Source organism: Bacillus sp. GW823-FHT06B01 (assembly GCF_058952315.1).
Genome location: NZ_JBXAHR010000003.1, coordinates 523,044 through 537,621 on the forward strand (window position 1 = coordinate 523,044; position 14,578 = coordinate 537,621).

Sequence of the window (14,578 nt, forward strand, 5' to 3'; positions counted from 1 at the left end):
GGAATATACTGGATTGATTTTTACAAAACTGTAATGTATCTGTTGTTCTTTTTTATAATAAAGTAACATACTTTTAATATTGTAGCGGACAAAAAAGCGGCTATCTCTTTACATAGACGAAGGAGATAGCCGTTTTCCTATTATTACGTATGTTACGAGTTATTACGAGTTGGTTTCAATTGCTTCTAATAATAAATCTACAATGTGAATTCCTCTCATTTTATGAGAAAGTCCTTCTCGTTCAATGCCTAATTTCATTTGTAGTAGACAACCTGGATTTGCAGTAACAATAGTTGCTGCTTCTGTTTCATGTACACAGTCCATTTTATAATCTAGAAATTCCATGGAGAGTTCTGAATGAACAATATTGTAAATACCAGCAGAACCACAGCAGCGATCCGCATCTTTCATTTCACGATATGTTGCGCCTTGAATTGCTTCTAGTAACATACGAGGTTCTGAAGATGTTCGCATAACATTGCGTAAATGACAAGAGTCTTGATACGTAATAATTTGCGATGGAAGTCGTAAGTCATTTCGTTTATGGAAATCTAGTTCTACTAGAATAGCAGTAATATCTTTAATTTTAGAAACAAACTGCTTTGCGCGTTCAGCCCACTGTGGATCATCTTTTAAAAGATAATCGTAGTCTACGAGATAAGCTCCGCAACCACCTGCATTCGTAATAATATAGTCGATATTTAAATCTTCGAATGCTTTTATATTTCGTTTCGCTAATTCTTTCGCTCCGCTCTTTTCACCAGCATGCCCATGTAATGCACCGCAGCAACTTTGTGTTTTCGGAATAACGATATCACAACCAGCTAACTGAAGAAGTTTCATCGTTGCGTTATTTGTTTCTAAAAACATCGTATCCATTAAACAGCCTGTGAAGAATGCAACTTGTTTCTTTTTTGTACTTTCAGCAGGTAAAAATGCAGGACGATCTTTCATTGCTTTCATTTTAGGGACTTTTGGTAAAACGAGATCCATTGTTGCAAGTGTTTCAGGGAATAACTTCATAATACCCATTTTATGTGTTAGTGTTTGTAAACCAGAACGTTGGTAAAATCCGATTAACCCTGTTAATGTTCTCATTCGATTTTGATGCGGGAAGAGCCCTTCAAAAACGACTTTACGAACGGCTCTCACTGGCACCGAGAACTTTTTGTTTTGATTTATAATATCACGAGCTTCTTCTAATAAATGTCCGTAATTTACACCTGATGGACAAACAGGTTCACAAGCACGGCAGCCAAGGCAAACATTCAATGTATTTTCAACATCTTCATCTGGTTCAATTAAACCGTCAACGACCGCTTTCATTAATGCAATACGTCCTCGTGGTGAATGTGATTCTTTATATCCAGATTGAATGTAAGTAGGACAAGTAGGTAAACAGAAACCGCATCGCATACAGTTTAGTAGTTCATCTTCACTTAATCTTTCTTTAAATTCTTTTTGAATGTTTTCTTTATTTAATGTTGTCATCGCTCAACCACCACTCTTTTGCGAGTGTCTTTCGCGAACATCTTGCCAGGGTTCATAATGTTATTTGGATCGAAGGCTTGTTTAATTCCTTGCATGGCAGCAATACCTTCTTTACCTAATTTCATTTCTAAATAAGGAGCTTTCATCGCACCAACACCATGTTCACCAGTAATTGTGCCACCAAGTTCAATTGCTTTCGCAAATATTTCAGCAAAAGCTTGTTCAGCTCGGTGCATTTCATCTTCATTACGAGCATCTGTCATACAAGTTGGGTGTAGGTTGCCATCGCCAGCATGCCCAAATGTACAAATAGGAATATTATATTTTTTTGCAATGGCATTAATAGCTTCAACCATCGGAGCTATTTGTGAGCGTGGTACCGTTGCATCTTCTAATATTGTAGTAGGTTTTAATCTTGCAAGTGCTGATAGTGCACTACGGCGAGCTGTCCGAAGCGCATCTGCTTCCGCTTCATCTTTTGCAATGCGAACATCGACTGCATTCATAGAGCGGCAAACGTTAGCCATTTTTTCAATATCTCGATTGACAACTTCAGGTGGACCGTCTTGTTCAATTAATAAAATTGCTTTTACATCAGTTGGTAAACCGATTTGTGCAAACTCTTCTACTACTTCAATTGTCGGCTGGTCTAAAAACTCAAGTGTCGCTGGAATGATTTTATTTGCAATAATAGAAGAAACAGCACGTGCAGCTTCATTAATATCTTCATATAGTGCAAGCATCGTTTTCTTCGTTTTAGGCATAGGAACAAGTTTTAATATTGCTTCTGTTACGACGCCAAGTGTTCCTTCAGAACCGATAAATAAACGAGTTAAATCGTAACCGGCTACATCTTTTGCTAATTTACCGCCAGTACGAATAATATCGCCATTTGGTAAGACAAGTTCAAGACCCATCACATAATCACGTGTTACACCATATTTTAATCCGCGTAATCCACCTGAGTTTTCATTAATGTTACCGCCGATTGTAGAAATTTTCATCGAGCTTGGATCTGGTGGATAAAATAAACCTTTTTCTTCTACCGCTTTAATAATATCAAGTGTAATTACACCAGCTTGTACAGTAATTGTTAAATTCTCTTCATCAATTTCTAAAATGTTATTCATATGGCGGAAGATAAGGACGATACCGCCTTCAAGTGGACATGTCCCCGCGCAAAGGTTTGTTCCAGAACCACGAACATATACAGGAATTTTGTGAGTGTTACATATTTTTAACACTTCAGCTACTTCATTTGTATTACGAGGAGCAATGACTGCATCAGGCATTGCTTGGAAGTTTGGAGTGGCATCATAACTATACGTTAAACGCCCCATATTGGATGTATCTACATTATCTTCGCCAACAATGGATACGAATGAATGAATAATTTGCTTTTCTAACATTGGAAATCCCCCTCAAACTGTTAACGTATTTAGTCATCATAAAAAACGTTGTAACAGTGCTTTCATTATAATGATAAAAAAGTTGGGGGATTCTTTCTATGTGTAATCATCTAAAGATTAATCTTTTTTATCATTCTTTTTTGTATGATTATCTAATAAGAGGAGCGAGAAGTATAAAATGTTTAAGTCTTTGAATTGTTTCGGGTCAAGTCCTGTATGCTCCTCAATCTTTTTAAGTCTGTAATGCAATGTGTTAATGTGTATATGTAATTGTTCAGCTGTTTGTTTATAGGATTGGTTATAATCAATAAATAAGCGTAAAGTGTGCATAAGCTCAGGAGATGATAGTAAGTTTTCAATAGTACGCCTTAGAAACTGTTCCCGCGTTTCAGCAGAAATATCTTGTAAGCACATTTCTAAACGTAAATCTTCATTAAATACAATTTTTTTCGTTTCAAGTGATACGGAAAGAGCTTGTAATGCTTGTTCGTATGATAAGTTCATATTGCTTGGTGTAACGGATTGTCCAATCCCAATATATAAAGGAATAGAAAACAAAGTTTCACAGTCTTGTTTTAATCTTTTTAAAAATTGATACGTTTGCTCTTTGGAGTTTGTGGCTGTAAATAAAATGAATCGATCATTTCCCCAACGAACAAATAGATGCTCCTTTGTTAATAGATTGCGTACGTGTTGCCAAATCTTACGCTGAAGCATCGTGTCATTTTGATCGATAGAGAACAAAATAAGTTGTTTCTTCTTATATAAATCAATACCAAGTGTTTTTGCGCGATCGAGAAAGCTTGGAGACCAGTCTGTATTTTGAAGCCAATCAAAGACAAATGCTTCATAAGAACGGTGTTCAAGTTCCAGTTGTTCTAAAAAGTAGTTTTCGTGAATGAGTAGTTCGGTCATTTTACGTAATATTTCTCCGTATTGTGAAATGTTTTCAGGTTCGCCTGTAATTCCAATGACACCAATTACTTCGTCATGAAATAGTAAGGGGAGGTTCATACCCGCCTTTACGCCTTGCAAACGTCGTTCATCTTCTTTTGTAATAATGACAGTTTTCTTTTGTTTCGCGCATCGGAGTGCACCTTCATGAAATTGGCCGATTCTTTCTACATCTGTACTTGCGATAATAACGCCTTGTATATTAATGATAATGATATTTTCTTTAATTAATCTGCGTACTTCTCGTACAATTTTATTCGCTAAATCAGGAAAAAGCATAATTTGCACACCTCAAATTCTATTTGTTGTACATTATATATGTAAATAAAGTAAGAAAGGAAAATTTCACACTTTCCACACATTTATTTGTTATTTTACAATTATAACGAAATCATCCGAAGATGGAGGGAATCTTTTGAGAAAGTATGTTTTTCTTCTCTGTTTTTTATTTCTATTAGTAGGGTGTCAAGGAAGTTCATATACACCGATTGCTAAAGATAAAAGTGTTATTATAACAACGAATATAAAAGAAGGTAGTATTAGTTTTGTTGATGAAAAAACTAAAAAGTTAATTACGACATGGGAACTTAATGAGCCAATGGCAGGAGTTGCACTACTTCCAAACGGTGAGGACATACTTGTATATGGCAAGCAGTTAGAGTACATGTATGTATATTCACTAGCAGAAGGAAGGCAAGTGGACAAATATAAAACGGGAAAAGGCATTGTAAATGTGATTGTATCCGAGGATAAAAAACAATTATTTGCTGCCGATCAAACTGCCCAAAAGGTAAGGTTCTTTACGATAAAAGGGAAAGAGACAGGGAGTGTATCAACAGGAAAAGGACCAATTACGATGGTAGAGCACGATAACCAGTTATCTGTATTAAACTTTTATGATACGAAGCTAACGACCATTGATACAAAGAAAAAAGAAGTGATACAATCCTTTATGATTCCCCCAGCATCAACGGGAGCGACAATTAGCCCGGATGGGAAAGAAATATGGATTGGCGGACATGGTGATGGAAATCAAGTCAATGAAAAAGTATTAGTGTATTCATTGCAGAGCGGAGAAATGGTACGTTCTTTACATGCTCCGTTTATGCCTGTGAATATAACGAAGGATAATAAGAATGTATATGCATTAAGTCACGGTTCGAATACGCTTAGAAAGTTTGATGTTAGCACGTATAAAGAGGTGGCTTCTGTAGAAGTAGGATCGAATCCATTTGCATTTTTGAAGAGCGGAGCAGAAGGATACGTAGCAAGCTATGATAGTGATGAAGTGTGTGTCATGGATATGAAGAGCTTGAAAATAAAACAAACAATTAAAGTCGGAAAAGGGCCGTTTCAACTCATAGAGAGGGAAGGGAAGGACAATGAATAAATATAGGGTGCTAGTTGTAGATGATGAAAGTGATATGAGGCAGCTTGTTGGAATGTACTTAGATAATTTCGGATACGAGTGGGGAGAAGCTGAAAATGGAAAAGAGGCTCTAAAAAAATTAGAGACTGATCATTATGATTTCGTTGTATTAGATATTATGATGCCAGAGATGGATGGACTTTCAGTTTGTAAAGAAATTAGAAAAACGTCGGATGTACCAATTATATTTTTAACAGCAAAAGGTGAAGAGTGGAATAGGGTGAATGGCTTGCGTATGGGAGCAGATGATTATATTGTAAAGCCTTTTAGTCCTGGAGAACTAATTGCTCGTATGGAAGCTGTGCTAAGACGTTATACAAAGCAAGAGCAACAAGAAGAGATTCAGTTTGGACCGATACTTATTAATGAAAAAAGTAGGAAGATTGAGGCTGATGGTGAGTCGATTTCTCTTACAGTAAAAGAGTTTGATTTACTCTATTTTCTTTGCCAACATACGGGACAAGTATTTAGCCGGGAACAATTGCTGGAAAAGGTATGGGGATATGATTATGCCGGAAGTACAAGAACAGTGGATACGCACGTGAAAACGATGCGTTTGAAGCTTGGAGAAAGTGGAAACTACATTCAAACGGTTTGGGGTGTAGGCTATAAATTTGAGGTGTAACGTATGTTTACGATGGTACAGAAGCTTTGGCTTACAGTAGTATGTGCAGTATGTGTAACAGTTTCCTTTCTTTATTTTGTATCTTTATACTCGTATGAAAAACTATACGTTGATAATTTAAAAGATTCATTAGTAATGGAAGGGAAACGTCTTGCTGCGCAATATGATAAGCGTGAAGGAATAGCAACTTTTGAAGAGAAAGTAAGAGCATTTGATCAAATATCTAGTTCAGATGTTCTTTTCGTATCTAATCCGCGTGATTTAAGCGCGTGTTTACCTTTTGATGTGCATCATCATTCTCTTATAAGTGAAGGGGACAGGCAAGCATTATTAGATGGAAAAACTGTGACAAAAATAGGGTATGAGGAACATTTTGACCGAAATATTATGGGGGTTGTCATCCCTGTTTTAGAAAATAAAAAGTTAGTTGGCATTGTATATTCTTATATTCCTTTAAAAAGTATAAAAGACTTAATATATGATATGGGCCTTATTTTAGCGCCATTAGCACTTGCTATGACTTTACTGACAATATGGATTGGTAGAAAGATTATTATTGCTATTACGAGACCGCTTTCGCAAATGGAACGAGTTGCCAATCATTTGGCTACGGGAGATTTCTCAGAACGGATTACAATTTCTTCCGAAGATGAAATTGGACGATTAGGAAAAGCATTTAATAAAATGGCAAATTCTTTAGAGACAGAAGACGTAAAGCGTAAGGAATTTTTAGCTAACGTTTCGCATGAACTAAGAACACCACTTAGTTATATAAAAGGATATAGTGAAGCTATTTTAGATGGTGTAGCGAAGGGACCACAGCAGGAAAAAGTAACACAGCTCATTCATAAAGAAGCGGGTCGTATGCAGCGTCTCGTTCATGATTTATTAGATTTAGCACAATTAGAAGGTGAACATTTTCCGTTAAAGAAACAACCTATCGTTTTTTCACAACTGATTGAAGATGTGTTAGATACGTATGAGATTAAGTTTATAGAAAAGAAAATTCGTATTTCAACAAATTTAAATCCAGAAATCATTGTAATGATTGATGAGGATCGTATGCAACAAGTGCTTCATAACGTGTTAGATAATGCGATACGGTATACAAATCAAAATGGGGATATTGTGATAACACTCAGGCAGATAGATGATTACTGTGAATTAAACATAAAAGATACAGGAATCGGTATTGAAACAGAGCATTTAGAAAATCTTGGTGAACGTTTTTACCGCGTTGATAAAGCGAGAAGTCGTCAACATGGTGGAACAGGTTTAGGCCTTGCCATTGTCAGACAAATTGTTCATATACATGATGGACAGTGGCGAATTGAAAGTGAAAAAGGGCATGGAACGACGGTTAGTATTAAATTGAAAATACAAGTTGAAGAAAGCATGTTCTAACGTGAAGGACATGCTTTTCTTCATGAGTGCAATGAATAGAGGAATAAATATAAATTAATATCAAATAAATATTAAAAATTTGACGATTTTATGAACAAAACATTTGTACTTCTTACCAATTCGTTCTAAAATAGTTATGATGCAAAGTTCTTATAAATCGTTTCAATTGTTGTTTGGAAGATACTGAGGTGATTTAACTGGAGTACAAATCTATTAAACCGAAAAAGATTTACGAAGAAGTATCTGAAGCTATTTTAACAATGATTAAAAATGGTACGTTAAAACCTGGTGACAAACTACTTCCTGTACATCAATTAGCTGAGCAGTTTCAAGTGGGTAGATCTGCTGTTCGTGAAGCGCTAAGTGCGCTAAGAGCAATGGGCTTAATTGAGATGAAACAAGGAGAAGGTACATATGTGAAGAATTTCGATTCTTCTTCATTAACAAAATCATTAAACAATAAATTATTAATGAAGAAAGAAGATATTTTAAACTTATTAGAAGTACGAAAGGTGCTTGAAGTGGGGGCAGTTCGAGCAGCTGCGGCAAAACGTACGGAAGATAATTTGCAAAATATGAAGCATTGGTTAGATGAAATGGTAAAGAGCATTGGAGATGAAAAGGCTGGCGAAAAAGCAGATTTTCAGTTCCATATGGGAATTGCGGAGTCTTCGCATAACAACATTTTGCTTGAACTCATGAATCACGTTTCAGAGATGATTGCTGAAACGATTGGTGAATCAAGACGCATTATTTTATATGGTGAACAAACAACATCAGAACGACTTATAGAAGAGCATCAAGTTATATATGATGCAGTGTTAAAGCAAGATGTAGAATTAGCGCAGCAAGCAATGCTAGATCATTTAACAAATGTAGAACATATTGTCACAGGTAAAAACGATATAAATTCGTAATTTAATCTTTTAAAAATCAAATTTTTTGATAAAATAGAGAAAGATTAAGTAAGCGTTTTCTTTAGAAGAGGGAGAGGATAGGCCATGATTGAGCCTACTTCTTCTTTCCTTAGTCATCTGATGACCATATGTTTGTTGGTGGAGTTGTAAAAAGGGGGAGTAATAATTATGAAAGTTACTTTATTTGTTACTTGTTTAGTCGATATGTTTGAAACAAACGTCGGCAAAGCAACAGTTGAAGTGTTGGAGCGTTTAGGTTGTGAAATTGAATTTCCAGAAGCACAAGTTTGTTGTGGTCAGCCTGCTTATAATAGCGGCCATGTAGAAGCAGCAAAGGAAGCGATGAAACATATGATTGAAACTTTCGAAGATGCAGAATATATCGTTACACCATCTGGTTCTTGTGCGACAATGTTTCATGAGTATCCGCATGTTTTTAAAGATGATCCGAAGTGGGCTAAACGTGCACAAAAGGTTGCTGATAAAACATATGAATTTACACAATTTATTGTAGATGTTTTAAAAGTGACAGATGTTGGTGCAAGCTTACCAGGGATAGCTACTATTCATAAATCTTGTCATATGACACGCCTGCTTGGAGTAAAAGAGGCACCAGGAATTTTATTATCAAACGTAAAAGGATTAACTGTGAGAGAACTGCCAAACGAACAAAATTGTTGTGGGTTTGGGGGAACGTTTTCAGTGAAGATGACTCCAATTTCTGAGCAAATGGTAGATGAGAAGGTAGATAGTGCAATGGAAACAGGTGCTGATTATTTAATCGGTGCAGATTGTGGGTGTTTGTTAAACATTGGCGGACGTATTGAGCGTTTAGGAAAAGAAATAAAAGTAATGCATATTGCTGAGGTACTAAATAGTCGCTCATGAAGGGGGAACATAAGCTATGTCTATGAAAATCAGTGAGAAAAAATTTAATGATCGCGTTGGCGATGGAATTCAAGATTCTTTTATGCGCGGAGCAGTATCTTCTGCGCAAACGCGCTTATATACGAATCGCTTAAAAGCAGCGGAAGAATTAGGAAACTGGGAAGAGTGGCGTGAACTAGGTGAACAAATTCGCCAACATACGTTAGAAAATCTTGATTATTACTTAATGCAGTTAAGTGAAAATGTATCAAAAAGAGGCGGACATGTGTACTTTGCGAAAACGAAAGAGGAAGCAGCAAAGTATATTCAAGACGTTGCAAAAAAGAAACAAGCGAAGAAAGTTGTAAAATCAAAATCAATGGTAACTGAAGAAATTAGTATGAATCATGCCCTTGAAGAGATTGGTTGTGAAGTGTTAGAAAGTGACTTAGGAGAGTATATCTTGCAAGTAGATAACGATCCACCTTCACATATTATTGCGCCCGCACTTCATAAAAACAGAACGCAAATTCGTGATGTATTTAAAGAGAAGCTTGGCTATGAAAATTCTGATGATCCATATGAAATGACAAAGTTTGTTCGTAAACAACTTCGTGAGAAATTTATGGATGCAGAAATTGGTGTGACAGGTTGTAACTTTGCAGTTGCAAATACTGGCTCTCTTTGTTTAGTAACGAATGAAGGTAATGCCGATCTTGTTATGTCGATTCCGAAAACTCAAATTGCAGTAATGGGTATGGAACGTATGGTTCCGACAATGGAAGAATTAGATGTTTTAGTTGGTTTACTATGTCGTAGTGCAGTAGGGCAAAAATTAACAAGTTATGTAACTGTAGCGGGACCAATCCAAGAAGAGGAAGTAGATGGACCAGAAGAATTCCACTTAGTTGTTGTTGATAATGGCCGCTCTCAAATTCTTGGGTCTGAATTCCGTTCAGTATTGCAATGTATTCGTTGTGCTGCTTGTGTTAACGTATGTCCTGTATATCGTCACGTTGGTGGACATTCGTATGGTTCTATATACTCAGGACCAATCGGTGCGGTATTAACACCACTTTTAGGTGGATACGATGATTACAAAGAGCTTCCATATGCCTCTAGTTTATGCGGAGCGTGTACAGAAGCTTGTCCAGTAAAAATACCATTGCATGATTTATTATTAAAACATCGTCAAGTAATTGTTGAGCAAGAAGGACGTGCACCACTTGCAGAAAAATTAGCAATGAAAATGTTTAGTATGGGTGCATCTTCAGCAGCTTTATATAAAATGGGATCAAAAATGGCGCCAGCAGCAATGAGTCCATTTACATCGGGCAACCGTGTATCAAAAGGTGTTGGGCCACTTAAAAACTGGACAGATATTCGTGAATTCCCGGCTCCAAGTAAAGAACGATTCCGTGATTGGTATAAAGATCATAAGAAAGGCGGGGACAAATAATGACAGGATTAATTCAAAACCGTGAGTCCTTTCTAGATAATATTGCAAAAGAACTTGGACGTGAGCGGAAAACGGAAGGCGTAAAGCGTCCAGCATGGAAAAGTAATGTGAATGTAGAAACGCTAAAAGATTATTCAAAAGAAGAATTGTTAGAAGTATTTAAAAATCAATGTACAAACATTCATACAACTGTAGTGGAAACGACAAACGACCGTTTACGTGAAGATATTCAAAAAGTAATCGTGGAAAACGGCGGGGGACCTATTATGTTATCGGCAGACGAACGTTTTGATTCTTATGGATTGACTTCTTTATTTAAAGAAGAGCTTCCAAAGCAAAATGTTGAAGTGAATGTATGGGATCCTGAGAAAAAAGAAGAGAATATGCGTATCGCAGAAAGAGCGAATATTGGAATCGCATTTAGTGATTATACTTTAGCTGAATCTGGTACGATTGTTGTACAAAGTCATAAAGGCCAAGGTCGTTCTTTACACTTTTTACCGACTGTATACTTTGCTATTATTCCACGTGAAACACTTGTGCCTCGTATTACACAAGCAGTTCAGGATATGAACACACGTGTAGAAAATGGCGAGGCAGTAGCATCTTGTATTAACTTTATTACAGGACCTAGTAACTCGGCAGATATTGAAATGAATCTTGTTGTCGGAGTACACGGACCATTAAAAGCAGTATATTTCATCGTATAAAAGAGGGGAAAGCAGGCCAGAAAATGGCCTGCTTTTTTAATAGAATAGAAATAATATGGAGTAGAATTTCTCTCCTTTTTTTGCTATGTTCTTCTGGAAAGGAGAGGAAGGGATGTTCACTTATTTATATGCATTGTTAGTGGGGATGGTGTTTGGTTCTTTTTTTATGTTAATTGCGATGAGAGTACCACTTGGTGAGTCTATCATTATCCCGCGTTCACATTGTCATTATTGTAAGTATGTGCTAAAGCCAAAAGAATTGATTCCAATCATTTCTTTTTGTATACAAAGAGGACGTTGTACGAATTGTAAGAGGAAAATTTCAATTTTGTACGTAGTATTTGAACTTGTAACAGGAATGATGTTTCTTCTTACTGTATATATGATTGGGGTGGAACGGGAGCTTATCATCATTTTATCGCTTTTTTCTCTCCTTCTTATTATTTCAGTTACAGATTACATATATATGTTAATCCCCAATCGTATTTTAGCTTGGTTTGCCTGTTTACTCATTTTAGAATGTGTTTTTGTGCCGTTAGTGACTTGGACAGATAGTATAGTTGGTAGTGGCGTTATATTCATTTTGTTATATTGCATGCAAAAGATATATCCAGAAGGGCTTGGTGGAGGAGATATAAAATTACTTTCGTTACTTGGATTTATAGTGGGACTGAAAGGGATTTTTATGATCTTATTTTTAGCATCTTGCTTTAGTCTTTGTTTCTTTGGAGTTGGTATAGTATTAAAACGTATGAAAATGAGGAGCCAAATTCCGTTCGGTCCTTTTATTAGCCTTGGGGCAATATGTTATATGTTGTTCACGTATACAAAATAGAGAGAGGATAGAACATGAATGTATATATGGATGATCAAAGAAGTTGTCCGTACGGGTATGTGCCCGCCACTACAGTAGAATGTGCCTTGCAAATGGTTCGGGATTATGATGTGAATATTCTTTCCCTTGATTTTAATATGGGATGGGGGAAAAGAAATGGATTAGATTTTGTAGAGGCTTTTTGTAAAGAGGGTTTATATGTAAATGAAATTCACCTTCATACGAATGATGTCATCGGTATGCACAAGATGAAACAGAGAATTAATAAGGGAAAGGAAGAAGGCGAAATTAATCCGCACCTTGTTGTTAAATATGTGGGGAGCTAAAAACTCCAAAGTTTTACTTTGGAGTTTTTAATGTTTCATATGTGCTTGTAACGGAATGATTTCTTCTTGTTGAGCCGCTACTAATTCAGTTTCTTCTTGTTTCACGTCAGGTACTTTCTTTGTTAAGTAATGGTATACCATGCCGACAAAGACGGACCCGCCAATAATGTTACCGATTGTAACTGGAATTAAGTTATGAATAGCACCTGCAAAAGAAATTGTCTCCGGATGCGGTGAAACTAAAGATAGAGCAAACAGTGATAAGTTTGCAATGCTATGCTCGTAACCAGATAAGAAGAATGTGAAAACGAGTAGCATCATCATCATAATTTTTGCTGTATCACCTTTAACTTGAGAAGGTAAGAAACACGCAAGACATACAAGCCAGTTACATAAAATTGCTTTAAAGAATAATTGCATTGTAGGTGTATTCATTTTTCCTTCTACTACTTTATTCATGAAATGGCCGTGATCAATTGCTTCGAAAATTCCAGTTGCATAAAATAGTAAGGCAAAGAATAAAGCGCCAGCTAAATTCCCTGCATAACAAGCGACCCAGTTACGAAGTGTATCAGAAATCGTTGTTTCTTTTCTTAAAGTTGCTACAGTAAAGTACATTGTGTTTCCAGTAAACAATTCAGCACCGCCATATATAATAAGTACGAGGGCAATTCCGAAAAACATAGAAGCAGCTAAATAAGTTGCCGGTGAATCTGCAATGTGAAAAAAGTTACCTAATTTAAAACATAGTACAATAATAAAACCGATATAAATACCCGCAAGTGCGGCACGAATGAAATATTGCATCGGGTTTGTATCTAGCATTTGTTTTTTGCTCTTAGCCAGTTTGACAACATAATCTATTCCTTGCTCTAGCATGAGTAATACGCTCCTTTAGTACATCATCTATAAATACTCCTTATATGAATAAAGTACATGGAATTGTTCTTAGTTTCAATAAGTTTGTGCAATGTTTCACAAAAAGGACATACATATATTAAGAAAACGCTTACAAATGGTAGTATAATAGAATTTTTTCTGGACATTGAGAGGGGAAGGGAAAAAGAAAAAGCGCTGTAATTACAGCGCTTTTTCGTCTAAATTCTTTTCTACTTTTACTTCTACTTCTTTCGAGAAGAACCAACCGCCAACTGCGATTCCGACTAATATAATCCAGAATGTAAGCTTCCATAGTGTAGATTCTGGGAATGAATGCGGAATTACATTTAATGCAGGGTGTGCTAATGTATAAACTGCTAGTTTCACACCAACCCAACCTACAATTAAGAATGCTGCAGTTTCAAGTCCTGGTTTACGTTTTAAGATTTGTACGAAAGCAGTTGCTGCAAATCTCATGATGATTAACCCGATAAGTCCACCTACAAAGATAACAACGAATTGCCCAGTATCAAGACTACCAATTGTACCTAATCCTGTTTTTGGTAAAGTCATTGCTAACGCAACTGCAGCTAAAATTGAATCAACTGCGAAGGCGATATCAGCAACCTCAACTTTAAATACAGTCCACCAAAAGTTCTCTTGTTTTTTCTTTGCTTCTTTTTCTTCTGTTTCTTCATCCGTATTCTTTTTAACATACGTTTTAAATAAGTGATTACCAGCTATAAACATAAGGTAAATGGCACCGATTGCTTGCACTTGCCATACGTCGACTAAGAACGAGATCATAAATAACGATCCGAATCGGAAAACAAATGCCCCCGCTAATCCGTAAAATAATGCTTTCTTTCGTTTTTCTTCTGGTAAATGTTTTACCATAATTGCAAGAACGAGAGCGTTATCAGCCGCTAAAATCCCCTCTAGTGCAATTAGGATGAGTAATACCCAACCATACTCCAATAATAATGATACATCCATGTACATTCTCCTCTCATTTCTATAAGTACTAAATAAGTGAAGAATTTCCCCACTATTTAGTTTCCCCATACTCCTGCCTATTAACTTTGGAAGAATTTGGAAATTAATACAAAAAAGACCTCTGCCGTTAATAGGCAAAGGTCTTGCTAGACATATGTAATGAAAATGCCAACAAAGCCGGAAGAACTAAGTTCTACGTAATGACGACTTTGTTTCCAAGAAATATTCTTGGACGCTACTCCCCTTTGGAGATATGCTATTGTACTCTCATTATATG

General features: G+C 36.3%; 14 protein-coding genes and 1 riboswitch. Of the genes, 9 read left to right on the forward strand and 5 right to left on the reverse strand.

Annotated elements, in window-relative coordinates:
- Nucleotides 1–162 precede the first annotated feature (162 nt).
- The 3 genes from AC1Q8N_RS15850 to AC1Q8N_RS15860 form a co-directional block, all read right to left on the reverse strand.
- Nucleotides 163–1,491 carry a (Fe-S)-binding protein gene (locus tag AC1Q8N_RS15850; protein WP_048545043.1) on the reverse strand — a complete coding sequence of 443 codons (1,329 nt, stop codon included), beginning with the start codon at nt 1,489–1,491 and terminating at the stop codon, nt 163–165.
- Nucleotides 1,488–2,900 carry a glycolate oxidase subunit GlcD gene (glcD, locus tag AC1Q8N_RS15855; RefSeq protein ID WP_493521278.1) on the reverse strand — a complete coding sequence of 471 codons (1,413 nt, stop codon included), beginning with the start codon at nt 2,898–2,900 and terminating at the stop codon, nt 1,488–1,490. The genes AC1Q8N_RS15850 and glcD overlap by 4 nt, the downstream gene beginning before the upstream one ends.
- A 117-nt stretch (nt 2,901–3,017) precedes the next feature.
- Entirely contained in the window at nt 3,018–4,133 is a 1,116-nt protein-coding gene (locus tag AC1Q8N_RS15860) for a CdaR family transcriptional regulator (protein ID WP_048545040.1), read from the reverse strand.
- A 136-nt stretch (nt 4,134–4,269) separates the two neighbouring features.
- Between AC1Q8N_RS15860 and AC1Q8N_RS15865 the strand changes: the two genes are divergently transcribed.
- The 9 genes from AC1Q8N_RS15865 to AC1Q8N_RS15905 all read left to right on the forward strand — a co-directional run bounded on the left by AC1Q8N_RS15865 (nt 4,270) and on the right by AC1Q8N_RS15905 (nt 12,426).
- Nucleotides 4,270–5,244, forward strand: a complete 975-nt coding sequence (locus tag AC1Q8N_RS15865; RefSeq protein WP_001234162.1) for a YncE family protein — start codon at nt 4,270–4,272, stop codon at nt 5,242–5,244.
- Nucleotides 5,237–5,908 (forward strand): response regulator transcription factor, encoded by a 672-nt coding sequence (locus AC1Q8N_RS15870; protein ID WP_098077820.1) that lies wholly within the window; start codon nt 5,237–5,239, stop codon nt 5,906–5,908. Before AC1Q8N_RS15865 ends, AC1Q8N_RS15870 begins: the two co-directional genes overlap by 8 nt.
- A gap of 3 nt (nt 5,909–5,911) precedes the next feature.
- Entirely contained in the window at nt 5,912–7,312 is a 1,401-nt protein-coding gene (locus tag AC1Q8N_RS15875; protein ID WP_000494801.1) for a sensor histidine kinase, read from the forward strand.
- A gap of 227 nt (nt 7,313–7,539) precedes the next feature.
- A complete protein-coding gene (locus tag AC1Q8N_RS15880) occupies nt 7,540–8,229 on the forward strand; it encodes a FadR/GntR family transcriptional regulator (protein WP_255256195.1) in 690 nt (229 codons plus the stop codon).
- A 168-nt stretch (nt 8,230–8,397) separates the two neighbouring features.
- A complete protein-coding gene (locus tag AC1Q8N_RS15885; protein ID WP_000869144.1) occupies nt 8,398–9,117 on the forward strand; it encodes a (Fe-S)-binding protein in 720 nt (239 codons plus the stop codon).
- Nucleotides 9,118–9,133: 16 nt separating this feature from the next.
- Nucleotides 9,134–10,555 carry a LutB/LldF family L-lactate oxidation iron-sulfur protein gene (locus tag AC1Q8N_RS15890; RefSeq protein WP_000061936.1) on the forward strand — a complete coding sequence of 474 codons (1,422 nt, stop codon included), beginning with the start codon at nt 9,134–9,136 and terminating at the stop codon, nt 10,553–10,555.
- Nucleotides 10,555–11,265 (forward strand): LutC/YkgG family protein, encoded by a 711-nt coding sequence (locus tag AC1Q8N_RS15895; protein ID WP_000147203.1) that lies wholly within the window; start codon nt 10,555–10,557, stop codon nt 11,263–11,265. The genes AC1Q8N_RS15890 and AC1Q8N_RS15895 overlap by 1 nt, the downstream gene beginning before the upstream one ends.
- Nucleotides 11,266–11,377: 112 nt before the next feature.
- Entirely contained in the window at nt 11,378–12,100 is a 723-nt protein-coding gene (locus tag AC1Q8N_RS15900; RefSeq protein ID WP_098077823.1) for a prepilin peptidase, read from the forward strand.
- A gap of 14 nt (nt 12,101–12,114) precedes the next feature.
- A complete protein-coding gene (locus tag AC1Q8N_RS15905) occupies nt 12,115–12,426 on the forward strand; it encodes a cyclic-phosphate processing receiver domain-containing protein (protein ID WP_048545036.1) in 312 nt (103 codons plus the stop codon).
- 27 nt (nt 12,427–12,453) lie between these two features.
- Here AC1Q8N_RS15905 and AC1Q8N_RS15910 read toward each other — a convergent pair whose 3' ends face one another.
- Nucleotides 12,454–13,305, reverse strand: coding sequence for a formate/nitrite transporter family protein (locus AC1Q8N_RS15910; protein ID WP_048545034.1), 852 nt, complete (start codon nt 13,303–13,305; stop codon nt 12,454–12,456).
- 201 nt (nt 13,306–13,506) lie between these two features.
- A complete protein-coding gene (locus tag AC1Q8N_RS15915) occupies nt 13,507–14,301 on the reverse strand; it encodes a TerC family protein (RefSeq protein ID WP_048545033.1) in 795 nt (264 codons plus the stop codon).
- A 90-nt stretch (nt 14,302–14,391) separates the two neighbouring features.
- Nucleotides 14,392–14,557: riboswitch (yybP-ykoY riboswitch) on the reverse strand.
- Between the last annotated feature and the right edge of the window lie 21 nt (nt 14,558–14,578).

Bases quoted from the DNA above. Each gene is read 5' to 3' on its own strand.
- AC1Q8N_RS15850 (WP_048545043.1), bottom strand. From the start codon at position 1,491: ATGACAACATTAAATAAAGAAAACATTCAAAAAGAATTTAAAGAAAGA.
- glcD (WP_493521278.1), bottom strand. From the start codon at position 2,900: ATGTTAGAAAAGCAAATTATTCATTCATTCGTATCCATTGTTGGCGAA.
- AC1Q8N_RS15860 (WP_048545040.1), bottom strand. From the start codon at position 4,133: ATGCTTTTTCCTGATTTAGCGAATAAAATTGTACGAGAAGTACGCAGA.
- AC1Q8N_RS15870 (WP_098077820.1), top strand. From the start codon at position 5,237: ATGAATAAATATAGGGTGCTAGTTGTAGATGATGAAAGTGATATGAGG.
- AC1Q8N_RS15875 (WP_000494801.1), top strand. From the start codon at position 5,912: ATGTTTACGATGGTACAGAAGCTTTGGCTTACAGTAGTATGTGCAGTA.
- AC1Q8N_RS15885 (WP_000869144.1), top strand. From the start codon at position 8,398: ATGAAAGTTACTTTATTTGTTACTTGTTTAGTCGATATGTTTGAAACA.
- AC1Q8N_RS15890 (WP_000061936.1), top strand. From the start codon at position 9,134: ATGTCTATGAAAATCAGTGAGAAAAAATTTAATGATCGCGTTGGCGAT.
- AC1Q8N_RS15895 (WP_000147203.1), top strand. From the start codon at position 10,555: ATGACAGGATTAATTCAAAACCGTGAGTCCTTTCTAGATAATATTGCA.
- AC1Q8N_RS15900 (WP_098077823.1), top strand. From the start codon at position 11,378: ATGTTCACTTATTTATATGCATTGTTAGTGGGGATGGTGTTTGGTTCT.
- AC1Q8N_RS15905 (WP_048545036.1), top strand. From the start codon at position 12,115: ATGAATGTATATATGGATGATCAAAGAAGTTGTCCGTACGGGTATGTG.
- AC1Q8N_RS15910 (WP_048545034.1), bottom strand. From the start codon at position 13,305: ATGCTAGAGCAAGGAATAGATTATGTTGTCAAACTGGCTAAGAGCAAA.
- AC1Q8N_RS15915 (WP_048545033.1), bottom strand. From the start codon at position 14,301: ATGGATGTATCATTATTATTGGAGTATGGTTGGGTATTACTCATCCTA.